This is a genomic window from Brucella sp. LJL56 (assembly GCF_054871705.1).
Genome location: NZ_JBTXLQ010000001.1, coordinates 919,358 through 945,371 on the forward strand (window position 1 = coordinate 919,358; position 26,014 = coordinate 945,371).

Consider the following 26,014-nt stretch of genomic DNA (forward strand, 5'->3'; position numbering starts at 1 on the left):
TCAGGCGCTGAATGGCGCTGCAACCGCCTCGCGGCCAAGAGCGGCAAATACTGCATGCACGATACCTGTCCGGTCAAGACCGGCCTCGGCATACATGGCGTCCGGCTTGCCGTGATCCTGATAGCTATCGGGCAAGGTCAAGGCCCGCACCTTGAGCCCACGATCAAGAAGGCCGTCAGTGGCGAGGAATTGCAGCACATGGGAAGCAAAACCGCCGACAGCGCCCTCTTCAACCATCACCAGCACTTCATGCTCGCGCGCCAGACGGCGGATCAGGTCATGATCCAAAGGCTTGGCAAAGCGCGCATCGGCAACTGTGGTCGAAAGACCGGCAGCACCCAGCTCATCGGCTGCCGCAAGGCATTCCTGCAAACGCGTTCCGAAGGATAGCAGCGCGACCTTCGCACCTTCGCGCACGATGCGGCCCTTGCCGATTTCGAGCAATTGCCCGCGTTCCGGCAGGTCCACACCCACACCGTCGCCACGCGGATAGCGGAAAGAGATCGGGCCGTCATCATATTCAGCAGCCGTGCGTACCATATGGCGCAGTTCGGCTTCATCCGATGCAGCCATCACCACGAAACCAGGGAGAGCTGCGAGGAAACCCGTGTCGAAGGATCCTGCATGGGTCGGGCCGTCGGCACCAACCAGTCCGGCGCGATCGATGGGGAAGCGCACCGGCAGATTCTGGATCGATACATCATGCACGACCTGATCGTATCCACGCTGCAGGAAGGTCGAATAAATGGCGCAGAACGGCTTGAAACCCTCACTGGCAAGACCGGCGGCGAAGGTTACCGCATGTTGCTCGGCAATACCAACATCGAATGTGCGGTGCGGAAACACTTCACCAAAAAGATCAAGCCCCGTTCCCGATGGCATGGCGGCGGTGATCGCCACGATCTTGTCGTCATGGCGTGCTTCCTCGATCAGGCTTGTGCCGAAAATCTTAGTGTAGCTTGGCGCATTTGCAGGCGGCTTCGACTGTTTGCCCGTAATGACGTCGAATTTGTTGACGCCGTGATATTTGTCGGCAGCGGCTTCGGCAGGCGCATAGCCCTTGCCCTTCTGCGTCACCACATGAATGAGCACAGGGCCTTCCTGCGTATCACGCACATTTTTCAGGATCGGCAGCAGATGATCCAGATTATGTCCGTCGATGGGACCGACATAATAGAAGCCCAGCTCCTCGAACAGGGTGCCACCGGTGAAGAAGGCGCGCGCATATTCTTCCGATTTGCGGGCTTTGTCCTGCAGGAACTTTGGCAGTTTCTTGGCGACCTGTTTGGCGGCCTCGCGAACGCTGCGATAGGTCTTGCCGGAGACGAGACGCGCCAGATAGGCACTCATAGCGCCGGTCGGCGGCGCAATCGACATGTCGTTATCGTTCAGGATGACGACAAGGCGCGCGTCGAGCGCACCGGCATTGTTCATCGCCTCATAGGCCATGCCTGCCGACATCGACCCATCGCCGATGACGGCAATCACATTGCGCTTTTCGCCCGAAAGATCGGAAGCGACCGCCATGCCGAGACCGGCGGAAATCGATGTCGATGAATGCGCCGCGCCGAAAGGATCATATTCACTTTCATTGCGTTTGGTGAAACCCGACAGGCCACCGGTCTGGCGCAATGTGCGGATACGGTCGCGGCGCCCGGTCAGTATCTTGTGCGGATAGGCCTGATGGCCAACGTCCCAGATGATGCGGTCATGCGGCGTGTCGAAGACGTGGTGCAATGCCACTGTCAGTTCCACCACACCCAGTCCCGCGCCCAGATGCCCGCCGGTGGTCGAAACCACGTCAATCAACTCTGCACGCAATTCCTGCGCAAGTTGTGGCAAGTCGGATTCCGGCAATGCACGCAGGGCTTCCGGGGTCGGCGCCTTGTCAAGCAATGGGGTCATAGGTCGGGACATTAAAACAACCTGTTTCTGGTTAGGCTTTGTTGTCGGTATAACAGCAACGCGACGGGATCAAGCAGGGCGGGACATCGTGTCCTATGGCCCAGCTTGTTATCTTCATTCAGGCAAAGGTATGAAATCCTTCTCGTCACCGGGCACGATATCAAAACGCCCGGTGCGCCATTCTTCCTTGGCCTGCTCTATCCTCTCTCGCGAAGAGGATACGAAATTCCACCATACATAGCGCTTCGAACCAAGCGCCGCACCGCCAAAAAGCATGATATGTGCCCCTTCCGGCCCGGCCTGCACGATAATATCGTCACCGGGGCGAAACGCCAGCAAGCGATCCGGTGGAAACACTTCGCCGCCAATGCCGACATTTCCCTGCAGCGTATAGATAGCGCGTTCTTCAGCCACGGGCGGGATCGGAAAGCGCCCGTTCGGCGCTATGCGAATATCCGCATAAAGCGTATCGGCGTGCTGAATCACGGGAGACTTCACACCAAGCATGGAACCCATGATCAGCCGACCGGAGAATTCACGGTCCTCCATCACCGGCAGATCCGGCGCATTGGTGTGAAAAAACTCAGGGCTGATTTCTTCCAGCGCATCGGGGAGTGCGAGCCAGGTCTGGATACCGGAAATTGATAATGGTCCGTTGCGTTCCTCTTCCGGAGACCGCTCGGAATGCACAATGCCTCGGCCTGCGGTCATCAGGTTCACGTCACCGGGACGGATAACCATTTCAGTGCCAAGGCTGTCTCTGTGACGAATATGCCCGTCAAACAGATAGGTCACCGTCGAAAGACCGATATGCGGATGCGGGCGCACATCCAGTGCATCACCATCCCGCAGAACAGCCGGCCCCATGCGATCGAAGAAGATGAACGGCCCCACCAGTCTGCGGCGCACGGTCGGCAAGGCTCGCCGCACTTCCAGCCCGCCAATGTCGCTTGTGCGCGGAATGACCAGCGTTTCAATGCTGTCTACCGAAGTCTTGTCGCCAAGAACCGGATCAGGACACGGAAAGAAACTCATGAAACGCAACTCCAGCCGTTGATCTACGGTGCTTATATAAGCGGTGGTTTCACTTTATCGAAATTATCCCCAAAACAAAACCGCACCGACGAGCGGTGCGGTTCAATCATGATGTAAATCTCGTCAGCGTCCCTGCAACAGCTTCGAAAGCGTGCTGGCATCGGGAACTTGCCCGTTTGCGGTCAGCTTGTCTACCAGTCCCGGCAGAACCTGCGAAAGCTGGTTGAGAAGTTCCTGCTGGTCGATACCGGCATGCTGGGCGATTTCGCTCAGCGTTTTCTGGCCAAGCGCATCGCCGAGCTGACCCGGCTCGATCTGGTGATTATCGCCCTGACCGACCCAGGAATCCACCTTGTCGCCAAGGCCAGCCTGTTTCAGTTGATCAAGGAGACCACCAAGTCCTCCGCCAAGAGAGCCCGGAGCGGAGGGAGCCGCAGAGGCATTGCCAGCAGCCGCGCCGCCAAGCAGACCACCGAGCCCGCCAAGGATACCGCCGAGCAGGCCACCGCCTGCCTGTGACTGATCCGGCACTGGCACGGGCTGTGCCTGTGTGGCCGCCGTATCATCACTGCCACCCTTCAGCATCTTGCCGATCAGCAGGGCGCCGAGCGCAATCAGAACCGGTTTCGCGAGGCTTCCGCCGGGAATCGGCGAATTGCCCGAGTTGTCGTCATAGCTTCCCATCACACGATACTCCCTGTTACCCGATGCCAACTGTGCATTCGGTAAGTTAAAGTTAAATGGGTTTCCCAATTTGACAAGCATTATACCTTGCAAATTTTGTAGCAGTGTGAAAATTTCCTAAGTGCGTGATGCAAAAGTGTATTTACGCATCGGGAGATATTAGATGTCTGTTATAAGCTGGATAATACTAGGCTTGATTGCCGGCTTCATCGGCAGCAAGATTGTCAATAAAAGTGGCCAGGGCATGTTTCTGGATATTGCTCTCGGCATTGTCGGCGCCATCATCGGCGGCGTCATTTTTACTTTCTTCGGCGCACAGGGCGTCACCGGCCTCAACATATACAGCCTGATCGTTTCCGTCATCGGCGCTGTCGTCGTATTGTGGATCTACCATGCCATCTCAGGCAAACGTTCCATCGGCTGATATCATATCATGAAATTCAGGCTCCGGCTGGTCCGGAGCCTTTTTAATTCTGTTGTCGAAAGACCGCTAATGAGAGCGCATCCTGAAAAGTGTGAACGGTTTTCGGATAAGATGCGCGTGAAAACAAATAGATAGAGTATTTCCAATGATTCATGAAAAACAGGAAATGCTCTAATGAGTTTTCTGGAACCCTATATCGCCGCCTATGGCGCGCTGGCGCTTTTCTTCATCGTGTATTTTGAGTCTTTCGGCGCACCGCTACCGGGTGAAAGCGCCCTGATAGCAAGCTCGTTGCTTGCCCTGCATGGAACACTGAACATCGAAGCCGTGCTTCTGGCGGTCTTTGTTGGCGCGGTGCTTGGCGATTGTACGGGATATCTGATCGGCCGTTTTGGCGGGCGTCGCCTGATTCTCAGATATGGGCATCTCGTGAAGCTCACGCCGGAACGGCTGGAGCAGTTCGAGAATCTCTTCGACAGCAAGGGAATTTACGTCGTGGCGACTGCGCGTTTCGTCGTGCTTTTGCGGCAGCTCAATGGCATCGTCGCGGGTTCAATGAAAATGAACCCGCTGCATTTTCTGGCAGCCAATATGATCGGCGCCGCAGGGTGGACGCTGGTCTGGGGCCTTGGCCCCTACATGCTGAGCGGCGTTCTGGCGCCTTATGTCACGCAGCTCAAATCATTAATTTAATTGATTTTATTCGGGATCAAGCGGTTCGGTTCCGACCGGCTGGCCGTCGCGGCCAATGCGAATCTTCTCCACCTTGTCCTCGGCCGATTTCAAAAGCGTATCGCAATGCTTCTTCAGGGCTTCGCCGCGTTCATAGATGCGGATGGATTCTTCCAGCGGCACATCGCCCCGCTCCAGATCGTCGACGATCTTCTCGAGCTGCTTCAACGCATCCTCGAAGCTCATCACTGCAATATCGGGGTTGGACGGTTCGGTCACCATGATTCATCCTTTCAACAGCCGCGTAATATGCGTAGACGCGGACTGCGACAAGCCCTCTAGATCATATCCACCTTCAAGCACACTCACTAGCCGGTGATCGCAGAACCTTTCCGCCCGTTCCATGAGTTTGCCTGTCGCCCAGTCAAAATCCGCTTCGTCGAGATTGAGCTCGGCCAGCGGGTCGCGAAAATGAGCATCGAAGCCCGCCGAAATAAGGATCAAATCTGGCCGGAAATTGTCCAAAGCGGGCAATACACGACTATTAAATGCCTCGCGGAATTCACGGCTCCCCGTATCGGGGGAAAGCGGCGCATTGAAAATGTTGCCGACGCCGGTTTCATCCTTCGCCCCTGTGCCGGGATAAAGGGGAAATTGATGCGTCGAACAGAACAGGACGCTTGGATCGTCCTTGAAAATATCCTGCGTCCCGTTGCCGTGATGGACATCCCAATCCACGATTGCAACGCGTTCAGCGCCATGATGGCGCTGCGCATGGCGGGCTGCAATCGCAATATTGTTGAACAGGCAAAAGCCCATCGCGGTGGAACGCTCGGCATGATGTCCAGGCGGACGGGCAGCAACGAACACATTGTTCGCAGCGCCGGAAAATACATCGTCAACCGCCGCCGTCGCAGCACCGATGGCCGTCAGTGCGGCATCCATGCTTTTCGGACTGACATAGGTGTCGCCGTCGAGCTTCACCACGAGCGGCGGAGCTTCCTCGTCCGAAGCAGGCTCCGGTATGCCGGCGCGTATGGCTTCAAGATGTTTTTCAGGATGCGCAAGAAGCACGGCTGCCTCGTCGGCGCGCGGGGCCTCTACCCGGTCGAGCCGATAGAAATCGGGCCCCTCCAGTTCACTCATCAACGCCCGGATACGATCCGGGCGCTCGGGATGGCCGGGCGGGGTCAGGTGTTCAAGATAGATCGGATGCCAGTAAAGCCGTGTCGTCATAGATTCACTATAGCATCTCACCGGCACATGGCCATGACGACCATGCGCCAGCTCCGTCTGAATTGAGATTAGATGATTTCCGTTCGCGCGATGTGGATGCCGAAGCCTTCAAGGCCGACATAGTGACGCTCGCGCGACGCCAGAAGCACAATCGACGTAATGCCGAGATCCTTCAATATCTGTGCTCCGAGGCCGATCTGACGCCACTCTTCCTCGCGGGCAACCGCTTCGGCATGACTTTCATGGTCGCTCTGGATCACATCGCGCGCGCGAGTGTCGTGGTGATCCGCGCGTACGCCGACAGAGCCTTCGCGTAGATAAACCAGCACGCCCCGGCCTTCCTTGCCCATCTTATCCATGATGGCATCAAGATTGCTGCCACCCTTGCCGAAAACATCGTTCAGCACGTCTTCGCGATGCAGACGGACCGGCACTTCCTCGCCGTCACGGATATCGCCGAACACGACTGCCACGTGCTGCATGGGTTCCCATGGCAGTTCGTAGGTGTAGGCATGGGCCGCACCTGCACAGGTCTTGACCGGCGCGTCGCCAACGCGCTTGACCAAAGTTTCCTTACGCTGGCGATAGGCGATGAGGTCGGCAACCGTGACCCGATGCAGCGTGTGCTTTTCGGCAAAGGCCTTCACGTCCGGGCCACGCATGACGGAACCGTCATCATTGACCAGCTCGCAGATGACGCCGATGGGCGGCAGGTTTGCGAGCTTGCAGAGATCGACAGCAGCTTCCGTATGGCCGGAACGCATCAAGACGCCACCCTCGCGGGCAACCAGCGGGAAAATATGGCCGGGACGCACAAAGTCCGAAGCGCCAGCATTGGGGTTCGCCAGATTGCGCACGGTCAATGTGCGATCTTCCGCCGAAATGCCGGTCGTCGTGCCATGACGGTAATCGACCGTTACAGTGAACGCTGTCGTGTGGGCAGATTCATTTTCGGCAACCATCGGTGCGAGGTTGAGGCGCTTGGCTTCATCGCGGGTCATCGGGGTGCAGACGATGCCGGATGTGTGGCGTACGATGAAGGCCATCTTTTCCGGCGTACAATGCACGGCGGCAACGATCAGGTCGCCTTCATTCTCGCGCCCGTCATCATCCATGACCACAACGATTTCGCCGCGTTCAAAAGCGCGAAGCGCATCAACGACCTGTTTCTGATTATAGCTCATTTCGACCTCTATATGTCAGGCAACCAACGGCCCTATCGTCGGTCAGATATGGCCAATCCGGCCTAATTCAATCAAACGCGGCCAGTTTGGCCCCAAGTTAGTCAGACGCGGCCGGTCTGGCCGCGGTGACGCAGATAATGATCGGCAATCGCGCAAGCCACCATCGCCTCACCGATCGGAACGGCGCGAATACCCACACATGGATCGTGACGGCCCTTGGTCATCACATCCACTTCCTTGCCGTCCTTGTCGATGGAGCGACGCGGGGTCAGGATCGATGAGGTCGGCTTGACCGCAAAGCGCGCCACCACCGGCGCGCCGGTCGCAATGCCTCCGAGAATGCCGCCGGCATGATTGGACAGGAACAACGGCTTGCCATCATTACCCATGCGCATTTCGTCGGCGTTCTCCTCGCCGGTGAGACGGGCAGCCCCGAAACCGTTGCCGATTTCCACACCTTTCACGGCATTGATCGACATCAGCAGGCTGGCAATATCCTGATCGAGCTTGCCGTAGATCGGCGCTCCGATACCAGCAGGCACGCCTTCGGCAACGATCTCGATGACCGCGCCAACCGACGATCCGCTCTTGCGAATGCCATCGAGATAATCCGCAAACAGCTCGACCGACCCTGCATCCGGCGAGAAGAAAGGATTGTTGTCCACTTCGGACCAGTTCCAGCGGCGGCGGTCGATACCGTGCACGCCCATGGCGACCAGCGCGCCCTTGACTTCCAGCCCCGGCACGACCTTGCGCGCGATGGCACCGGCTGCAACACGGGCCGCCGTTTCGCGCGCCGACGAACGCCCGCCGCCGCGATAGTCGCGAATGCCGTATTTGACGTCATAAGTATAGTCGGCATGGCCTGGACGATACTGGCGGGCAATCTCGCCATAATCCTTCGAGCGCTGATCGGTGTTCTCGATCATCATCGAGATCGGCGTACCGGTCGTCGTCATGGTGACGCCGTCGTCGCCCAGAAGAACACCGGAAAGCACGCGTACCTGATCGGGTTCGCGGCGCTGCGTCGTATATTTGGACTGGCCGGGCTTGCGCTTGTCGAGATAAGCCTGAATTTCAGCTTCCGTGAACGTGATACCGGGCGGGCAGCCGTCAACAACGCAACCGAGCGCCAGACCGTGGCTTTCGCCCCAGGTGGTTACGCGGAACAGATGACCGAAACTATTGTGAGACATGCGCGACGCCTGAATAAATTGTCCTTGTCCGGAGCAGGTCAAGGAGAGAGCAGCTACTTTACGGCCCGGTTTTATTGAGCTTTTTGACGCCGGTCAAATCAAGCTCCCCCGTGACGTAAAATTTCCTTCTGAAGATCGATATCCGGCATTTTTTTTGACACATTCCGCACGCTACATTGTGGGATATAGGGCACAAGGCACTGAAACACCTAGTAGCGACAATCGTGTCGAATCGGTCAGGCGACAACCCAACCCGAGGCACAACCAAAGGAACGGAAAGTCATGCATTATCTGGTCGGATTAATTCTCATCGTAGCGTCGCTCTTCTCGACAGTGGCGATGGCAGACGATGCCGAAGGCAAGATCACCGGCATCAACAAGGACAGCGAAACCATAACGCTGGATGATGGCCAGACATACAAGCTGCCCGGCGAGTTCGATTACAGCGCGATCAACAAGGGCATGAAAGTCCTCATCATCTACGATATGGTCGACAGCACGCGCTTCATTACCGACATTCAGGAAGCGCCGTAAGCTCAGAGCCTTATCCCGGAAGAAGAAAGAGCGGCACTTGAGCCGCTCAGTTCATGTCCGCATTCAAACCCACTCAAGCTTGCCGTTTTCGAACTTCAGAATCTTGTCCTGCGGAATGGAAAGATTGGCAGCGGCATGGCCATCCATATCGCCATAAAGGTAAAACAGCGTGCGGATGCAGCCGCCATGCGTTACGCAGACGGTCGGCCATTCCACGGCTTCCACCCAGCGCCCGATACGGCGCGAAAGGCCCATATAGCTTTCGGCGGTTGTACCCGGCGGCACGAAATTCCACTTGTCGCGGGCGCGTGCTTCCAGAAGGTCTTCGCGCTCCTTGGCAATGTCTTCCATCATGAAACCCTGCCAGTCACCGAAATTGACTTCCATGAGCTGCGGGTCGGTGCGGTATTCGTACGGGTCGAGCCCCATGCGCAGACGAATGCGCTCCATCGTCTCGCGGGTGCGGCGTAGCGGACTTGCAACGAAGTCAAAGCCTGCGCCGTCACCGATCAGCGATTTCAGCATGTCGCCGTTGCGATCGGCCTGGCTGCGCCCATTATCGTTGATATCGATATCGAGCTGTCCCTGAATGCGCTGCGAAACATTCCAGTCCGTCTCACCGTGACGCGAAAAGTAGATGATCTCCCGAGCCACAGCCCTACCTCTATCTGTCGTCAATGAATAATCTGGATAACTTTCCCGCATCGGAAAAGACAAAGAAAAATCCCGAAAAGCCGGTCAACTTTTCGGGATTTTGTATTCGCTGCTTCAGTCTTTCACGACCGAAATATCCGGAGCGTCAACCGCCTTCATGCCGATGACATGATAGCCGCTATCCGCGTGATGGACTTCGCCGGTCACCGAGCGAGACAGATCGGAAAGGAAATAAAGGCCGACATCGCCCACTTCCTCGATGGTGACGGTACGGCGCAACGGCGCATTGTATTCGTTCCACTTCAGGATGTAGCGGAAGTCGCCGATGCCCGAAGCGGCAAGCGTCTTGATCGGGCCAGCCGAGATTGCGTTGACACGAATGTTCTGCGGGCCAAGATCGACAGCCAGATATTTCACGCTTGCTTCGAGAGCGGCCTTAGCCACGCCCATGACGTTGTAATTCGGCATGACCTTCTCGGCGCCGTAATAGGTCAGCGTCAGGATCGATCCGCCATCCGCCATCAGCTTTTCCGCCCGGCGAGAAATCGCTGTCAGCGAATAGACCGAGATCAGCATCGTATTGGTGAAATTGGCTTCCGACGTATCGACATAACGGCCTGTCAGCTCATCCTTGTCGGAAAAGCCGATGGCGTGCACGACGAAGTCAAGCTTGCCCCACTTCTTTTCAAGCGTTTCGAAAACAGCATCAATGCTGGCAGCATCAGCCACATCGCAATGTCCGGCAACGAATGCGCCAAGTTCTTCAGCCAGCGGTTCGACCCGCTTCTTCAATGCATCGCCCTGATAGGTGAATGCGAGCTCTGCGCCTGCATCGCGAGCGGCCTTGGCAATACCCCATGCAATGGAGCGGTTGTTGGCGACGCCCAGAATCAATCCACGCTTGCCCTGCAACAAACCTGACTGTGCGGTCATTAGGGGTCCTCATTGAAACAATTAACTTCTTGCCCTATCGCACAGGCTCGGCTCTCCTTCAAGCAATTGCAGTGAAAAAGCCGGGCATTGTCACTTTACTGCCGCAAAGAGACAACACCCGGCTTGAACCGATTGAATATGAAGTTAAGCAACTTTGCGCTTTTGCAGGAATTCCTCCAGTTCCTTGTCGCCGCCTTCCGGCAGCATGATCCGCACATGCACGTACAGGTCACCGCGTCCGCCAGCTTTCAGCGGAAGGCCTTTTTCTTTCAGGCGCAGCACACGATCAGAACTCGACCAGGCCGGTATTTTCACTGCAATCCGTCCATCGAGTGTTTCGACTTCCTGCTTGCCACCAAGAACGGCGTCGGCAAGTTCAACCGGCAGATCTATATGAACGTCGCGTCCTTCCAGTCGAAACCGCGGATGCGCCTTGAAGTGAATCGTAACGAGCGCATCACCCGCTGTCCCGCCCATCGACGGTTCGCCCTGCCCTTTCAGGCGGATGGTCTGCCCGTCTTCGATGAATTTCGGCAGTTTGATCTTCAGATGCTTGCCGTTCGGAAAGATCGCCTCGACCTTTTCCGCACCGACCGCCTGTTCCAGCGTAATATCGATTGATGCCGAAAGGTCGGCTCCCTTGGCCGGGCCACGCTGACGCGCACCGCCAGCGCGGGCGCCTCCACCAAAAGCGCCGCCGAAAAGATCGTTCAGAATATCTTCCGCGCCGCCAAAGCCGCCTTGCTGAGAGCCACCGGGCCCTGAACGAAATTCGAAATGGCCATTGCCGCCGCCACCTTGCCTGAAACCGGCAAACGGGTCGCCGTGACTGCCGCCGAAACCTTGCCCGCCGGTGAAACCCTGAAACGCGGGCTTGCCTTCGGCATCGATTTCGCCACGGTCGAATTGTCCACGCTTGTCCTTGTCACCCAGAATTTCATAGGCCTGGTTCAGTTCTGCAAAGTGCTCCTGCGCCTTCGGATCGTCCTTGTTCTGATCCGGATGGTGCTTTTTGGCCAGTTTGCGAAAAGCCGATTTTATTTCTTCGGGCTTCGCCGTTTTGGCGACGCCCAGCACGGTATAGGGATCGCGCATATAGTTCCTCTTTCAGGAAAATACTGTGAGATACATAGGATTCGTTGCCCATAATATGCGCATCCGGCCGGAAAAGTTCCAGTCAGACCGAGCTTTTCTTTTCCGTGCCCAGATCAAAAAGCGGCAGGAGGACAGGCGGTTTTGGATCTGACACTCAGATCGGAGCGAAAGAAGTCACCGTCCATTGACCGCCACGCTGCATGCAAGTCTCGCCGCGATAAATGGAAACACCGTCAAAAGCTTCACGCGAGGTTTCGAACTCGCGGCAAAGCTGATTGTTCTTGCTGTTCTCGGCAATCGTCGTGATCGTGCCCTGGCTGCCCGTTTCGGGGTTGGCCCATGGTACAGGCTTTTTGCCCCATTCCATGAAATTGAGTGCGGAAACAACGTTCTTTATAGCGGATTGATCGGAAAGCTTGCCGGTATCGGTTTCCACCGGTTGCGGCTGCGTTACTGATCCGGTGATCGTGGAAGAATCGGGAGCAGCTTTTTCGATGCTCACACCACCCATGGCGCAACCGGCAAGCGAGAGCACGCATATGCCAATCGCCACCTTGCGCAGCGCATTGGTGCCACAACTCAGGTTCCAGTGATTGTCTTTGTGGCGAAGCGTCTCGACAGCCAACGCTATTCCCTTATTTCTACACGCTAAAGATGCAGGGATTATGGATGAACTTGAGTTAACAAGCAGTGTGCCGGGAAGGTAAACAAATCGGAATCAGAGCACAACGCCCAACTCCCTACTTTATTCAGCCGTCAAACGATGTTCCCGGTTTTCTGTGGCCACCGGCTGTCTTCCGCGAGAAAGAGAAAGGGGCGCATTCACTGTTGTTGTGCGGGTGGCGTAGCCGTTTCGGCCCGCCTGCTTGACCTTGTAAAGCGCAAGATCGGCCCGGGCGAAAACGTCGAGGTCACTCGTCTCGTTGCCAGCTTCCTCGCCTGCTATGCCGATGCTGACGGTCATGGCGAGCTTCTGACCGTTGAATACAAGCGGTGCGTCGTTGATTGCGGCAACGATTTCGCGCGCGATCCCGGTCGCTTCCCGCTCGAGCATCTTGGGAAGCAGAACCGAAAATTCGTCGCCCCCAATGCGCGCCAGTACGCCACGTCGATCCAGTATGTCGGCTGCAACATCGGCAAAATGTGCAAGTGCCTGATCGCCCAGCGCATGGCCGTATGTGTCGTTCCATTGCTTGAAATTATCGATATCGATCAGCAGGACGCTATAGGCTGTGCCATCTTCGCTGAAGGCCAGTTCGGCCCTCGTCAGCCTTTTCATGAAATGACGGCGGTTCGGAAGTCCGGTCAGTTCGTCGGTTTCGGCGACCTTGGCCATATCGCCATGCAGACGGTTCATTGCCATGACGATGAAGCCAAAGTTCCATATCACGCCGCTATAGATCACACAGACAAGCGCATAGCTTTCGATGGTAAAGTAGAGCGACTGATCGAACTCCCCCAGCCATGCGGCAATGTTCAGAGAGGTTTCGATGGCGTGCCCGATAATGCCGAGCAAGAACGCCATGATCGCAATCTGGCCGCCCAGACCGATGCTCTTCTGCCGCGCCAAGTAAACAACAGTCATCACCATAGGCACTGACTGTCCGACCGCATAGGCGATATTGCGTCCCTGCCAGCTCGAATGAAATGCAGCCATCACGGCGAAACTTGCCAGCGATATGCCCAGCGCCATCCGCCAGCCGCCTTTTTCGCCGTAAAAATAACGCGTTCCGACAAAGGCAAGGCAGAAGCCGTAGATGATGATCGTATTGCCGATGACCGCAGGCCAGAACGCGCCTTCATTTCCTTGCAGTGACAGAACGAAGCCTCCGACCAGCATTAGCGCGGTTGAGAGAAGCCAGATCCTTGCAGGCCGGAATTTACGATAAGATAAAGCGATGGCGGTCCAGATTATGCAAACCGTCAGCGAATTTAAGAAGATTACAATATAAAGCGTCAGGAAATCGAGTTCTGGCATGGCCCCTACCTTGATCGGCGCCCTACAAGAAGTTGCCCTCTAAGTAAAGCTGGATTGGCTCCTGCGACGACGCATCCCGGTAAAGTCATGGACAAAATGCCGGTTATCGAAGAAGCTCCGTCCCGACACGCCCCATTGGGGTTTCTTTGGCGGGGATTCCTTTGCGGGATGAGCCGCGATTTTCCGACAGGCTGTTGAATTACCCAAAATGACAAACGCAAGCGACGACTTCACCGAATCCTCCCAACCATTCAAACTCTTTGCCGATTGGCTGGTCGACGCCAAAGAAAGCGAACCGAACGATCCCAACGCGGTCGCACTGGCAACCGTCGATCCCGATGGCTTGCCCAATGTGCGCATGGTGCTGCTGAAGGATTTCGACGAACAGGGGTTCGTTTTCTACACCAATTATGAAAGCACCAAAGGCAAGGAAATTCTGTCGGCGGAAAAAGCCGCGATGTGCTTCCATTGGAAGACGCTGCGCCGTCAGGTGCGCGTGCGCGGCGCGGTGGAGAAAGTCAGCGATGCCGAGGCCGATGCCTATTACGCTTCCCGCCCGCGTGGCAGCCGCATCGGTGCCTGGGCGTCCAAGCAATCACGCCCGCTGGAAAGCCGCTTCGCACTGGAAAAGGCCGTTGCGGAATATACTGCGAAATATGCCATCGGCGACATTCCACGCCCGTCCTACTGGTCGGGCTTCCGCATTCGCCCCGTTTCGATTGAATTCTGGCATGACAGAGCCTTCCGCCTGCATGACCGGGTGCTGTTTACACGCCCGACACCGGAGGGCGACTGGAACAAGGAACGGCTCTATCCGTAACCCACCAACAAAAAGGCCACCGGAAACGGTGGCCTTCTTCTTTATACCAGCGGCTTGACCGCCACCCAGGGGCTTCCGAGAACAAGCCCGAGGAAAATCAGCCAGCCCACAATGTTGTTGGATTTGAACAGTTTCAGGCACTGATCGGGATTGTCTATATCGAGCACAATGATCTGGCGGTAGAGATGCACGCCTGCCGCAAGCAATCCGGCAAGTGCTGGCATCGGCACCTGCGCCACGGCGAAAGCCGCTGCGAAGAAGCCGATAGCACCACCATAAAGGATCATCAGCGCCGTCTTGGTGTGCTTGCCGAACAGGCGCGCCGTGGAACGCACGCCCACCAGCGCATCGTCTTCCTTGTCCTGATGCGCATAGATCGTATCATAGCCGATCGTCCAGAGGATCGCGCCGATATAGAGCAGCACCGGTGCGAGGCTGAGCGAGCCTTCCACCGCAGCCCAGCCCATGAGTGCGCCCCATGAGAAAGCAAGGCCAAGCACGAATTGCGGCCAGTTGGTAATGCGCTTCATGAAAGGATAGGCAGCAACGATCAGAAGCGAGAAAATGCCAAGCCCGATGGAAAACCAGTTGAACTGCAGCACCACTACGAGACCGACCAGCGCCTGCAAGACCAGAAAAAGCTTGGCCTGACCGCGCGTCACCTGCCCCGAAGGCAGCGGTCTTGAGCGCGTGCGGTCCACCTTGTCGTCAATATCCTGATCGACAAGATCGTTATAGGTGCAGCCGGAGCCGCGCATGGCAATGGCGCCGACCAGAAACAAAACGAGATGCCAAATCGAAGGCATGACGGCCCAGGCCCCATCGCCCGGCTTGGCGCCTGCACCTGCCACGAGAGCAGCCGACCACCAGCACGGCCACAACAGAAGCTGCCAGCCAATCGGACGATCCCAGCGCGCGAGCTGCGCATAGGGCCACAGCCAATGCGGCAAGACACGATAAACCCAATGGCCGGATGGAGCGTCCTTCACCCGCCCGCGCGCATCGCGGGACTGGATGCCAGAGTTGACCTGCGGGTTGGCCTCTGGATTGACCTGTGGTTGCTGCATCATCGTCTGCTTTCTCGAAACTGAACGACTCTGCCCGCTTTTTCTGCAAAAAACGCGAGCCTGCCCTTGCCCGCGTGTGCGATGGGCAATAGAGAGCCGATGTAAGTAAGTGTTTACTTATCTCAAGAGCAGGGAGCAAGGCATGAAAGTTCTGTTGATCGGTTCCGGTGGACGCGAGCACGCCTTGGCATGGAAACTTGCCGCGTCTCCCCTGCTCGAAAAGCTCTATTGCGCGCCCGGCAATCCGGGCATTGCGACGATCGCGGAACTGGTGGACATCAGCGTCGATGATCATCAGGCTTTGATCGCCTTCGCCAAGGACAAGAAGATCGATCTCGTGGTGGTTGGGCCCGAAGCGCCGCTCGTGGCTGGCCTCTCAGACGAAATGCGCGCCGAAGGTATCCGTGTGTTCGGCCCCTCCAAGGCTGCGGCACAGCTTGAGGGATCGAAGGGCTTTACGAAAGATCTTTGCGCACGCTTCGATATTCCAACCGGTGCATATGGCCGTTTCAACAATGCGCCCAAGGCCAAGGCCTATATCCGTCAGCAGGGTGCGCCCATCGTCGTCAAGGCCGACGGGCTTGCCGCAGGCAAGGGCGTGGTTGTTGCAATGACGCTCGATGAAGCGCTCGACGCCGTGGATGCCTGTTTCGAAGGCGCGTTCGGTTCCGCCGGTGCCGAAGTGGTGGTCGAAGAGTTTCTGGACGGCGAAGAAGCAAGCTTCTTCTGCATCTGCGACGGCAAGACCGCCTTGCCGCTCGGCTCGGCGCAGGACCACAAGCGTGTCGGCGACGGCGACACCGGTCCGAATACCGGCGGCATGGGTGCTTATGCCCCGGCTCCGGTCATGACGCCTGAAATCGTCGAACGCACCATGCGCAAACTGATCGAACCCACAATGCGCGGCATGGCCGAAATCGGCGCACCGTTCTCTGGCATCCTGTTCCTCGGCCTGATGATCGGCAAGGACGGCCCGAAGCTCATCGAATACAACACCCGTTTCGGTGACCCGGAATGCCAGGTACTGATGATGCGCCTCAACAGCGACCTGCTCGCGCTCATCAATGCCGCCGTGGATGGCAAGCTGGATCAGGTTTCGCTCGATTGGAAAGACCAGCCTGTGCTGACGGTGGTGATGGCTGCGGAAGGCTATCCGTCCAATGTGAAGAAGGGCAGCGTCATCCGCGATCTCGACAAGCTTGAAGGCATTGATGGCGTCAAGCTCTTCCACGCGGGAACGGCGGAGAAGGACGGCAGCATCGTTGCCAACGGAGGCCGCGTGCTCAACATCACCGCCATTGCCGACACGGTCGCCGAAGCACAGGCGCGCGCTTATGAAGCCGTGAAGCTCATCGACTGGCCGGAAGGTTTTTACCGCTCCGATATCGGTTGGCGTGCCGTGGAACGGGAAAACCAAGCCGACAAAAAATAGCCTCGACAGCAATCTGCAACGGCCAAGTTTCGGTCCTCACAGGCGGATAATGCCTAGTTTGTCCATCTCCATACAAATGGCTGTGAAGCCGCTGCATAATATTGACGTTTACGTAATAAGCCGATAGCTCTTGTATTGAACAGCCAAATTGGCTCCAGCCGGATTGCATGAAGCACCGGCGCAGGGCGGGCTTCCGAGGAGAAGTCCGCGAAACATATTCGGAGGAAAGATGTATCGCGCGCCGGTTTCTGAAATTTCCCATACGCTGATGAAGGTTGCGGGGCTGGAGAAAGCCCTCGACGACAACCGCTTCCCTGAATTTTCCGCCGATCTTGCCGCCGCCATTCTGGAAGAAGCCGGCAAGTTTGCCTCAGAGCGCGTCGAGCCTCTGCGCATCACCGGCGACAAGCACGGCGCGACCGTCAAGGACGGCGTTGTCACCACCGCGCCGGGCTGGAAAGAGCTATATCGCGACTGGATCGAAGGCGGCTGGAACTCGCTGACCGGCACGCCGGAATATGGCGGTCAGGGCCTGCCCACGATGATGTCGGTGGCAGTAAGCGAAATGTGGAATTCCGGCACGCTGGCTTTCGCCATCGCTCCGACGCTGACCATGGGTGCCGTCGAAGCAGTCGAGAAACACGCCTCCAAGGAATTGAAGGACATCTATCTCGAAAAGCTCATCAGCGGCGAGTGGATGGGCACCATGAACCTGACCGAACCACACGCCGGCTCCGATCTTGGTGTCCTTCGCACCCGTGCGGAACGCGCCGATGACGGCAGCTACCGCATCTTCGGAAGCAAGATTTTCATCACCTATGGCGAGCATGACCTGACCGACAATATCGTGCATCTGGTACTGGCCCGCCTGCCCGATGCACCTGCCGGGACAAAGGGTATTTCGCTTTTCCTTGTACCGAAGTTCCTCGTGAACGATGACGGTTCGCTCGGTCGCCGCAACGATCTCTTCTGCTCGGGCCTTGAGCACAAGATGGGCATCCACGCCTCGCCGACTTGCACCATGATCTATGGCGATGGTTTCGTGAAAGGTGAGGAACAGGGGGCAGTCGGCTACCTGATCGGCGAGGAAAACCGTGGGTTAGCCTGCATGTTCACGATGATGAACAATGCCCGCCTGCTCGTCGGCATTCAGGGTGTCGGCGTTGCCGAAGCTGCCTATCAGCAGGCCCTTGCCTATGCCAAGGAACGCAAGCAGGGCCGCGCCATTGGTGCAAACCCGAAAGACGGCATGAGCCCGATCATCGAACACCCCGACGTGCAACGCATGTTGCTGACGATGAAGGCGCTGACGCAGGTTGCCCGTTCGATCACCTATTCCTGCGCTCATGCCATCGACATGAGCCATGCGACGGACGGTGCGGACCAGCAGTTCTGGTCGGATCGTGCCGGTTTGCTGACACCGCTTGCCAAGAGCTTCGCGACCGATGCAGGTGTGGACGTCGCTTCGCTGGGCATCCAGATTCATGGTGGCATGGGCTTCATCGAAGAGACGGGCGCTGCACAATTGCTGCGCGATGCCCGCATCACCCCGATCTACGAAGGCACCAACGGCATTCAGGCCATCGACCTCGTGGCGCGCAAGCTGCCGCTTGGGAACGGTGAACATATCAAGGGTTTCCTTGCAGAATTGCAGGAAGACGCCGACAAAGCCACCGCTTCCAATCGTCCGGAACTCGGCGAAACCGGCGTACGCCTTTCCAAGACTATCAGCGAAGCTCGCGAAGCCACGGACTGGCTGCAAAGGGCGATTGCGGAAGGACAGATCGAGGCAGCCCTTGCCGGAGCCACGCCTTATCAGCGGCTTTTGTCGCTCGTTTCCGGCGGCGCCTATCTCGCGCGCGCAGCGCTTGCAGGCGACGATAGCGGGCGCGCAGTGCTGAGCCGCTTCTTCGCTGAAAACATGCTCGCCGAAGTATCGTCCCTGAAGGACACCGTCATCACCGGCGCGGCAAGCCTTGCCGCCGCCAAATCCGCGCTGGAGGCGTGAGCATGAGCGAACATATCCTGATCGAACGCAAAGGCGCGATCCAGATCATCCGCTTCAACCGTGCCGACAAGAAGAACGCCATCACCCGCGCCATGTATGCGACCATGGCAAAGGCGCTCGCGGACGGCGATGCCGATGACGCGGTGCGTGTGCATGTGTTTCTTGGGAGTCCGGGTGCATTCTCATCCGGCAATGACATGCAGGATTTCATGGCTGCTGCGTCGGGCGGCGATCTCGGCAACGACATTCTGGATTTTCTGGGCGCTCTTTCCAGCGCGAAGAAACCTATCGTTTCCGGCGTCGACGGCCTTGCCATCGGCATCGGCACGACCATCCACCTGCATTGCGATCTGACATTTGCAACGTCGCGCGCCTTGTTCCGCACGCCGTTCGTCGATCTCGGCCTCGTGCCGGAAGCAGCTTCCAGCCTGCTGGCACCACCGTTGATGGGACACCAGAAGGCATTTGCGCTCTTGGCGCTCGGTCATGGATTTACCGCGGAAGCCGCAAAGGAAGCCGGGATCGTCTATCAGATTGTTGCTGACGATGCGCTGGAAACTGAAGTGTTGAAGGCAGCGGAGGAAATCGCTGCCAAGCCGCCGCAGGCCATGCAGATCGCCCGCGCCCTGATGCGCATGCCGGCTGAAAAAGTTTCCGAACGTATTGCACGTGAGGCCAAACATTTCGCTGAACGGCTTACCTCGGATGAAGCCCGCGAGGCCGTCATGGCATTTCTCAGCCGAAAAAAATAAACCCGAACGTCTTCTTTTCCGGGCGCACCTTTTCCGAAAACCGGTTTCCACTTTTCGGGATGCGCCCCAAGACGTTCGGGGGCTTTTTGGAGGTCAGCCAAGGTCTTTTTGAAGGGATCGCCTTTTATCGGGCGAGCCTTTCTGATTCAATTACGAGCGATGATTTCCTTGCCGGAGATCACCAGACGGACGCCAAGCGTGCCGGTCTTGCGGCGAGCGAGAAAACGCGGACGGCGACGACGCGGCTCTTGTCCCTGACGACGAGCCTGCGGCTGGCTGGTGCGGACCGCACCTGTGCTTTCGTAAAGCGGTCGAGCGACACCGTCTTCCTCGACCAGCATCATCGGCAGATTGAAGCTTGCAGCCCAGGCGCGCCAGTCGGCGGCAACGTCGGTCAGATCATGTGCGACAAGCAGAGGAACGGAAAGCTGCGGGTCTTCATGCATCAGCTCCAGCGTCACCGTGATTTCGCCGAACTCATCTTCCACCGCACGAGCGGCAACGCCGACAAATGCGTTGGCCGGGAGAGCGATCGACATGGGCAGGCCGCTTGAAGGCAGAACCTGCCGGATCACCGCGCCGCGCTCGTTGATGGTGAAGGTAACGTCGCTGCTCCCGTCGTGGGTCGCATAGCTCACAACCTGCGGAAAGTGAAACGGATCAAGCCGCAATTCCCGTCCTGCCCAATCGGGCTTCAGTCCCTTGCTCATCATTTTCGACGCCTCTGTCTCTCTGTCTTTTTATTTTTGAGAGCCGGTTATTCCGACTTCCCTTTGTCGAGCTTTTTGCTCTTCGTTGAGATGGAGAATAGGCGCGGTTTATTACCGATGGGCTTAATGAGTTGGGTTAACTTTTTCCTGCCTTTTCCTTTGGTTAGCAGATTGCAACCAGGTGTAAGAATTCGGAAATTCTTCTGAAGAAGTGTTTACTAAAACAAACGGGCGGTTAATACCGCCCCGCCTTGCTCGATTAAATAGCGATACTTCTACAGAACCTTGCCGGGGTTCATGATGCCTGCCGGATCGAAGGCGGACTTGATGCGGCGCATCAGGTCGAGCGCGACATCCTGCTTGAAGAAAGCCAGTTCTTCCCGCTTCAATTGACCAATGCCATGTTCAGCCGAAATCGAACCCGTATAGCTCGCGACGATCGTGTGAATACGGTGGTTCAGTTCGTGCCAGCGCGCAAGGAATGCTTCCTTGTCGGCACCGACCGGCTGCGAAACGTTGTAGTGCAGGTTGCCGTCGCCGATATGGCCGAAGCAGACGATGCGCGCACCGGGAATTATTTCCAGCGTCGCTGCATTGGCTTCGTGAATGAAGGCGGGGATGGAAGCAACCGGCACGGAAATATCGTGCTTGATCGAGCCGCCCTCCGGCTTCTGTGCCCAGGACATTTCTTCACGCATTTTCCAGAAGGACTGTGCCTGTGCCACGCTTTCGGCGATGGCCGCATCCTGAATAATATCGCTCTCGAAGGCTTCGGTCAGGATCGTTTCCAGCGTCGTGCGCGCATCTTCTTCCGAACGGGTAGAGGAAATATCGACCAACACATACCAGTCATGCGGGCTTTCGAGCGGATCGCGCACGCCATCGACGTGACGCACGGTGAATTCCACTCCGACGCGCGGCATCAACTCGAAGCCGGTCAGCGATGGGCCTGCATGTTCCGTTGCAAGCTGAAACAGGCGCAGCACGTCTTCCGGATTGCGCAGGCCCGCATAGGCCACGCCTTTGCCCTTCGGCTGCGGGAAGATTTTCAGTACTGCAGCCGTGATGACGCCGAGCGTGCCTTCCGAGCCAACAAAAAGGTCTTTCAGGTCGTAGCCGGTATTGTCCTTCTTCACATAGCGCAGATCGTTGAGAATCTCGCCCGTTGGCAGCACGACTTCGAGGCCAAGGCAAAGCTCGCGCATATTGCCATAGGCAAGCACTGCCGTACCACCAGCGTTGGAACCAAGATTGCCGCCGATCTGGCACGAGCCTTCGGCACCCAGTGACAACGGAAACAGGCGACCAGCTTTTTCAGCAGCTTCCTGAAGGTTCTTCAGGATCACACCGGCTTCAAGCGTTACCAGATTGCCGACTGTGTCGAGATTGCGGATGCGGTTCATGCGGCCCAGCGAAAGAATGATGGCCGCGCCGCTTTCATCGGGCTGCTGCCCGCCGACAAGCCCCGTATTGCCACCCTGCGGCACCACAGGCGTTTTCGTCTCGCTGGCAAGTTTCATGATGGCCGCGACTTCTTCCGTCGAACCCGGACGAAGAACAAGCGGCGTGCGACCGTGATAGAGATCGCGCTGCTCGACGAGATAAGCGGCGAGATCTTCCGGCGCGGTGAGCGCATTCTTTTCGCCCACGATGGCGGAGAAACGTTCGATCAGAGCGGTGTCCAGCATAGTCTGTCTCTTACATAGGAGGATGTTAACGCGGGGCCGCCGCGCGTTTCAAACGGTCGTTGATGGCTTCGCCAAGACCTTCAAAGGGAATCGGTTCGACGGCGATGGTGGTGGCACCTGTCGCGTCCAGCCTTCGCATGAAATCGAATAGATTGGCCGCTGCTTCGCGCAAATTGCCACCGACACTCAGGTTCATGATCGTTGCGGCGCTTTCTGCACCAGCCACGCGCTGCGGGCCAAAGGCAAGCAGGGCTTCACCCGGCAGCACCGAGCCGGCATCGAGCCGCATCGTCGCATCGGGCGCATAATGCGACGCCATCATGCCCGGTGCCTGAATTGCCGACGTGTGGTCCGTTCGCACAAGCTTCTCGCCGATGACGGCTTCGATTTCTTCCGCAGCCAATCCACCCGGACGAAGCAGATGCACTTTATCGCCCTCAACCTTGACGATTGTGGATTCAACCCCGACGCCGCAAGGTCCGGCATCGAGGATCAGGTCAAGCTTGTTGCCAAGATCGTCAGCAACCGCATGAGCGCTTGTTGGGCTGATGCGTCCCGACGTGTTGGCGCTCGGTGCTGCCACCGGACTATCAAGCCCAATGATGATATCGCGCACACGGCCAAGCGGCATACGAATAGCAAGGGTCGAAAGTCCAGCGGTCACAAGAGGATGAATTGGACGATCCGTATCCTGCTGCGCCTTGAGTGGCAGAACGATGGTCAGCGGGCCGGGCCAGAACATTTCCGCCAGCTTACGCGACAAAGCGTCGAAGGTGACATAGCGCTCGGCCATGGCGATGCCACTCACATGCGCAATCAGCGGGTTGAACTGAGGGCGCCCCTTGGCCGCAAAGATACCCGCCACGCCCTCGCCGTTGGAAGCGTCGGCGGCAAGGCCATAAACGGTTTCGGTCGGAATGGCGACGAGGCCACCGCGCCGCAGCACTTCTACTGCGTGCTGCACTGCCTCATCATCGAATTTGATACTATCGGACACTGGTTTTCCGCCTCTCGGGCGTCCCAAGTTAAGCCCGTTCTGCCTACACAAGCTCAGGCTCCGGTGCAAGCAAGCTTGGACCATATCCGGGCACAATCGCGGCAAGTCGATCATGATTGCGCATGAAAAATTGCGTTTTGTTAGGTTTTTCAGGGCAAGATGATATTATTCATGCGTGAGGTGAATAATGTTATCGCGATTTATCGCTATTTCGCTGACGGCCATCGGACTGCCCGCAATTGCTTCCGCAAACGGAGGTGAGCGCGCGCCATCAACCTATCAGGTCGGCTCCATCGATTATATCGGCTATGACAAGATCGGCGCCAACGGCCTGCCGGTCTGCGGTCCTTGCGCGCAAAAGCAGGCAGCCGAACTAGACGTCCAGAAGGAAATTGAGGCCCGCCGCAAGCGCGCCCGTGCCTATATGGCGCGCATGCAGGGCCAGCCCGTTCCGGACGATCTGCTTGAGCCAGCCGCCGCGCCAGCAGAAGACTTTGACCCCACAAAGCCGGTGCGCGTCGTTGGCGATGCCTGGGCCGGAGCATCCGACGAAATCGACCTCAGTTCGCTCGAACTCAGACCCAGTTTGAAATAAACAAAAATGGCGCCCGAAGGCGCCATTTTCTTATCATACCGCGAATAGTCAGCCTGCGATTTTCGAGAAATCCGCCACCTTGCCGGTTGCCCCACGAATCTGGTCGAGCAATGCCAGACGATTGGCGCGGACATTCTCGTCCTCGTCGTTGACCAGCACTTTTTCGAAGAACGTATCGACGGGACCGCGCAGCTTGGCGAGTGCCAGCATCGCGCCGTTGAAATCTTCACGGGCAATGGCAGCCTCGGCATCTTGCGAAGCCAGAGTGACGGCTTCGAACAGCGCCTTTTCTTCCGCTTCGCGAAGAAGAGACGCGCTCACGCTGTCTGCAACCTTGGTGCCCTTCTTTTCCTCGGCAGCGAGAATGTTGGCGGCGCGCTTGGTGCCAGCCAGAAGGTTCTTGCCGTCTTCCTCATTGATGAAAACGATCAGCGCTTCCAGACGACGCGCGACCAAAAGCAGATTGTCGGCTTCCGGCGACAGCACGGCGTCGATAGCGTCGTAGCGTGCGCCTTCTTCCTTCAGATGCACCTTGAAACGGTCATGAAGGAAGGACAGGAGATCAGAAACGATGAGCTTACGGGGCTTCCAGTCCAGACGATTACGTCCGAAGGTATCCTCTCTATCAATAATTGCAAACTCACCTTTCGCCAATGCTTCTTTGATCATCGCACGATCAAAGCGGAACGCTGAGTGTTCTTCCGCGAGATGTCTATCCCTAGACCTCGAAATAGTTATGCTCCCATCCGCACTTTTCTTCGCAATTGCGGCAGCACCATTATCCGCCAACTGATTAGCAAGGTGTTCGACATGACTATCAATCACCCGCTGTAGCTCAACACGAATATCGTTTTCCATCAGGAGACGGATCATTCCAAGCGCTGCGCGACGCAGTGCAAACGGGTCTTTCGAACCTGTCGGCTTTTCGTCGATCGCCCAAAATCCGACCAGCGTGTCGAGCTTGTCGGCAAGCGCAACAGCAACCGAAACCGGGTTCCTCGGCACCACATCGGATGGACCTTGCGGCTTATAATGTTCTTCAATTGCTGCGGCGACGGCCTCATCTTCACCCTGAAGTAATGCATATTTGCGGCCCATCGCACCCTGAAGCTCAGGGAACTCGCCTACAACTTCCGTGGTCAGATCAGCCTTTGCCAGAACTGCCGCGCGCGCAGCAAGCTTCGGATCGGCACCGACCAGAGGCGCAATCTGCGCAGCCAGTTCGCGAATGCGTTCAACGCGTGCCCCTTGCGTGCCAAGTTTCGCATGGAAGGTCACATTCAGTGCATCCAGACGCGCCATGCGCTGATCGAGCGGCTTTTTCAGATCGAGGCCGAATTTTTCCGCCGAGCCAGCCAGCTTGTCGAGGTCGGGCAGATCGTGCTGATCAGTATGCCAGAAATAGAGCGCATCCGACAGGCGGGCGCGCACCACCTTGCCATTGCCATAGGCGATTTCTGAGCCGCCATCGCGTGCTGCAATATTAGACACCAGAATAAACTTGTTCGACAGCGCTTCCGTTTCGCCCTGCTTGCGGGTGACGAAACACTTCTGGTTGGCGCGGATGGTGAGGCGGATGACTTCCGGCGGAATGGCCAGGAATTCTTCCTCGAACTCGCCCATCAGCACAACCGGCCATTCGACCAGACCGGACACCTCTTCCAGAAGCCCATCGTCTTCGACCAGCTCAAGGCCGGAAGCGAAAGCAAGATTATGCGCGTCTTGCGAAATCATTTCCTTGCGGCGCTCGGCGTCGAGAACCACGAAAGCCTTTTCGAGTTTTTCGACATAATCCTCGAAGCGGCGCACCTTGATTGCCTGACCATCGCTCAGGAAACGATGGCCATAGGTGACATTGCCCGACTTGATGCCATCGACATCGAAATCGATAACCACGGTTTCCTCGGTTTCAGGACCGAAGGTGCAAAGGATCGACTGCAGCGGGCGCACCCAGCGAAGCGAGCCCGGCTTGGCCGAAGCCGCGCCCCAGCGCATGGATTTCGGCCACGGGAAATTGCGGATCGTCTGCGGCACCAGTTCGGCGACGATCTCTTCGGCAGCGCGGCCCGGCCTCGTCAGATGGGCGACATAGAAATCGCCCTTCTTCGGATCGGAATGCACATGAGCCTGCGCCACATCCGTCAGACCGGCCTTGCGCAAAAAGCCCTGAATGGCCTGTTCCGGAGCGGTGACCGACGGGCCCTTGATGTCTTCGTGCACGTCCTTGGAACGTACGGTCAGGCCGCGAATATCGAGCGTCAGGCGACGTGGCGTCCAATAGGCGGTCGCAGCTTCATAGGTAAGACCGGCTTCCACCAGACCATCGGTAATCATCTTCTTCAGATCACCGGCAGCCTTGCGCTGCATGCGGGCTGGAATTTCCTCGGAAAAGAGTTCGAGCAACAAATCAGGCAT

At 57.3% G+C, this 26,014-nt stretch carries 25 protein-coding genes; 8 read left to right on the top strand and 17 right to left on the bottom strand.

The genetic code is table 11. From position 1 onward, the window contains the following. From dxs to ACYSN1_RS04535, 3 genes are all read right to left on the bottom strand, one after another. Positions 1 to 1,917 (bottom strand): 1-deoxy-D-xylulose-5-phosphate synthase, encoded by a 1,917-nt coding sequence (gene dxs / locus ACYSN1_RS04525; protein ID WP_461724582.1) that lies wholly within the window; start codon positions 1,915 to 1,917, stop codon positions 1 to 3. Between the two features lie 102 nt (positions 1,918 to 2,019). Next, on the bottom strand, positions 2,020 to 2,940 hold the full coding sequence (locus ACYSN1_RS04530) for a pirin family protein (protein ID WP_461724583.1): 921 nt from the start codon (positions 2,938 to 2,940) through the stop codon (positions 2,020 to 2,022). Positions 2,941 to 3,063: 123 nt separating this feature from the next. Then, on the bottom strand, positions 3,064 to 3,624 hold the full coding sequence (locus tag ACYSN1_RS04535; RefSeq protein WP_140020045.1) for a YidB family protein: 561 nt from the start codon (positions 3,622 to 3,624) through the stop codon (positions 3,064 to 3,066). A 163-nt stretch (positions 3,625 to 3,787) separates the two neighbouring features. Between ACYSN1_RS04535 and ACYSN1_RS04540 the strand changes: the two genes are divergently transcribed. Both ACYSN1_RS04540 and ACYSN1_RS04545 read left to right on the top strand, forming a co-directional pair. After that, complete coding sequence (locus tag ACYSN1_RS04540) at positions 3,788 to 4,048, top strand: GlsB/YeaQ/YmgE family stress response membrane protein (RefSeq protein WP_140020046.1); 261 nt, start codon at positions 3,788 to 3,790, stop codon at positions 4,046 to 4,048. Positions 4,049 to 4,222: 174 nt separating this feature from the next. Continuing rightward, positions 4,223 to 4,741, top strand: coding sequence for a DedA family protein (locus ACYSN1_RS04545; RefSeq protein WP_461724584.1), 519 nt, complete (start codon positions 4,223 to 4,225; stop codon positions 4,739 to 4,741). Between the two features lie 6 nt (positions 4,742 to 4,747). Here ACYSN1_RS04545 and ACYSN1_RS04550 read toward each other — a convergent pair whose 3' ends face one another. The 4 genes from ACYSN1_RS04550 to aroC all read right to left on the bottom strand — a co-directional run bounded on the left by ACYSN1_RS04550 (position 4,748) and on the right by aroC (position 8,336). Further along, complete coding sequence (locus ACYSN1_RS04550) at positions 4,748 to 5,002, bottom strand: exodeoxyribonuclease VII small subunit (RefSeq protein ID WP_105541172.1); 255 nt, start codon at positions 5,000 to 5,002, stop codon at positions 4,748 to 4,750. A gap of 3 nt (positions 5,003 to 5,005) precedes the next feature. Then, positions 5,006 to 5,956, bottom strand: a complete 951-nt coding sequence (locus tag ACYSN1_RS04555) for a histone deacetylase family protein (protein ID WP_461724585.1) — start codon at positions 5,954 to 5,956, stop codon at positions 5,006 to 5,008. Between the two features lie 68 nt (positions 5,957 to 6,024). Then, complete coding sequence (ribB, locus tag ACYSN1_RS04560; RefSeq protein WP_461724586.1) at positions 6,025 to 7,140, bottom strand: 3,4-dihydroxy-2-butanone-4-phosphate synthase; 1,116 nt, start codon at positions 7,138 to 7,140, stop codon at positions 6,025 to 6,027. A 101-nt stretch (positions 7,141 to 7,241) separates the two neighbouring features. Further along, positions 7,242 to 8,336: a chorismate synthase gene (gene aroC / locus ACYSN1_RS04565; protein ID WP_461724587.1), complete on the bottom strand. Its 1,095-nt coding sequence runs from the start codon at positions 8,334 to 8,336 to the stop codon at positions 7,242 to 7,244. A gap of 282 nt (positions 8,337 to 8,618) precedes the next feature. On the opposite strand from aroC, the gene ACYSN1_RS04570 reads away from it, so the two are divergent. Next, entirely contained in the window at positions 8,619 to 8,870 is a 252-nt protein-coding gene (locus tag ACYSN1_RS04570; RefSeq protein WP_010658359.1) for a DUF1344 domain-containing protein, read from the top strand. A gap of 63 nt (positions 8,871 to 8,933) precedes the next feature. On the opposite strand, the gene ACYSN1_RS04575 is transcribed toward ACYSN1_RS04570, so the two are convergent. From ACYSN1_RS04575 to ACYSN1_RS04595, 5 genes are all read right to left on the bottom strand, one after another. Next, positions 8,934 to 9,524, bottom strand: coding sequence for a histidine phosphatase family protein (locus tag ACYSN1_RS04575; RefSeq protein ID WP_461724588.1), 591 nt, complete (start codon positions 9,522 to 9,524; stop codon positions 8,934 to 8,936). 114 nt (positions 9,525 to 9,638) lie between these two features. After that, the gene (gene fabI / locus ACYSN1_RS04580) at positions 9,639 to 10,457 is read right to left on the bottom strand and encodes an enoyl-ACP reductase FabI (protein ID WP_006466187.1); all 819 of its coding nucleotides are present in this window, start codon (positions 10,455 to 10,457) and stop codon (positions 9,639 to 9,641) included. 144 nt (positions 10,458 to 10,601) lie between these two features. Beyond that, positions 10,602 to 11,552 carry a DnaJ C-terminal domain-containing protein gene (locus tag ACYSN1_RS04585; RefSeq protein WP_140020052.1) on the bottom strand — a complete coding sequence of 317 codons (951 nt, stop codon included), beginning with the start codon at positions 11,550 to 11,552 and terminating at the stop codon, positions 10,602 to 10,604. Positions 11,553 to 11,706: 154 nt separating this feature from the next. After that, the gene (locus ACYSN1_RS04590) at positions 11,707 to 12,135 is read right to left on the bottom strand and encodes an RT0821/Lpp0805 family surface protein (protein ID WP_461725276.1); all 429 of its coding nucleotides are present in this window, start codon (positions 12,133 to 12,135) and stop codon (positions 11,707 to 11,709) included. A gap of 162 nt (positions 12,136 to 12,297) precedes the next feature. Continuing rightward, complete coding sequence (locus ACYSN1_RS04595; RefSeq protein WP_461724589.1) at positions 12,298 to 13,530, bottom strand: GGDEF domain-containing protein; 1,233 nt, start codon at positions 13,528 to 13,530, stop codon at positions 12,298 to 12,300. A 208-nt stretch (positions 13,531 to 13,738) separates the two neighbouring features. On the opposite strand from ACYSN1_RS04595, the gene pdxH reads away from it, so the two are divergent. Continuing rightward, complete coding sequence (gene pdxH / locus ACYSN1_RS04600; RefSeq protein WP_140020054.1) at positions 13,739 to 14,350, top strand: pyridoxamine 5'-phosphate oxidase; 612 nt, start codon at positions 13,739 to 13,741, stop codon at positions 14,348 to 14,350. Positions 14,351 to 14,391: 41 nt separating this feature from the next. Here pdxH and ubiA read toward each other — a convergent pair whose 3' ends face one another. Beyond that, positions 14,392 to 15,417: a 4-hydroxybenzoate octaprenyltransferase gene (gene ubiA / locus ACYSN1_RS04605; protein WP_461725277.1), complete on the bottom strand. Its 1,026-nt coding sequence runs from the start codon at positions 15,415 to 15,417 to the stop codon at positions 14,392 to 14,394. A gap of 142 nt (positions 15,418 to 15,559) precedes the next feature. Here ubiA and purD point away from each other — a divergent pair, with 142 nt between their 5' ends. The 3 genes from purD (at position 15,560) to ACYSN1_RS04620 (ending at position 19,609) form a co-directional block, all read left to right on the top strand. Continuing rightward, positions 15,560 to 16,849 carry a phosphoribosylamine--glycine ligase gene (gene purD / locus ACYSN1_RS04610; protein ID WP_461724590.1) on the top strand — a complete coding sequence of 430 codons (1,290 nt, stop codon included), beginning with the start codon at positions 15,560 to 15,562 and terminating at the stop codon, positions 16,847 to 16,849. Between the two features lie 229 nt (positions 16,850 to 17,078). Then, complete coding sequence (locus ACYSN1_RS04615) at positions 17,079 to 18,857, top strand: acyl-CoA dehydrogenase (protein ID WP_461724591.1); 1,779 nt, start codon at positions 17,079 to 17,081, stop codon at positions 18,855 to 18,857. A 2-nt stretch (positions 18,858 to 18,859) separates the two neighbouring features. Next, positions 18,860 to 19,609 carry a crotonase/enoyl-CoA hydratase family protein gene (locus tag ACYSN1_RS04620; RefSeq protein WP_461724592.1) on the top strand — a complete coding sequence of 250 codons (750 nt, stop codon included), beginning with the start codon at positions 18,860 to 18,862 and terminating at the stop codon, positions 19,607 to 19,609. A 146-nt stretch (positions 19,610 to 19,755) separates the two neighbouring features. Here the strand turns inward: ACYSN1_RS04620 and ACYSN1_RS04625 are convergent, their stop codons facing one another. The 3 genes from ACYSN1_RS04625 to ACYSN1_RS04635 all read right to left on the bottom strand — a co-directional run bounded on the left by ACYSN1_RS04625 (position 19,756) and on the right by ACYSN1_RS04635 (position 23,004). Continuing rightward, positions 19,756 to 20,322, bottom strand: a complete 567-nt coding sequence (locus ACYSN1_RS04625; protein WP_010658347.1) for a DUF6101 family protein — start codon at positions 20,320 to 20,322, stop codon at positions 19,756 to 19,758. 272 nt (positions 20,323 to 20,594) lie between these two features. After that, entirely contained in the window at positions 20,595 to 22,007 is a 1,413-nt protein-coding gene (locus ACYSN1_RS04630; RefSeq protein ID WP_461724593.1) for an FAD-binding oxidoreductase, read from the bottom strand. Positions 22,008 to 22,032: 25 nt separating this feature from the next. Further along, positions 22,033 to 23,004 (bottom strand): L-threonylcarbamoyladenylate synthase, encoded by a 972-nt coding sequence (locus ACYSN1_RS04635; protein WP_461724594.1) that lies wholly within the window; start codon positions 23,002 to 23,004, stop codon positions 22,033 to 22,035. Positions 23,005 to 23,191: 187 nt separating this feature from the next. Here ACYSN1_RS04635 and ACYSN1_RS04640 point away from each other — a divergent pair, with 187 nt between their 5' ends. Beyond that, the gene (locus tag ACYSN1_RS04640; protein ID WP_461724595.1) at positions 23,192 to 23,599 is read left to right on the top strand and encodes a hypothetical protein; all 408 of its coding nucleotides are present in this window, start codon (positions 23,192 to 23,194) and stop codon (positions 23,597 to 23,599) included. A 48-nt stretch (positions 23,600 to 23,647) separates the two neighbouring features. Here ACYSN1_RS04640 and glyS read toward each other — a convergent pair whose 3' ends face one another. After that, positions 23,648 to 26,014, bottom strand: a complete 2,367-nt coding sequence (glyS, locus tag ACYSN1_RS04645) for a glycine--tRNA ligase subunit beta (protein ID WP_461724596.1) — start codon at positions 26,012 to 26,014, stop codon at positions 23,648 to 23,650.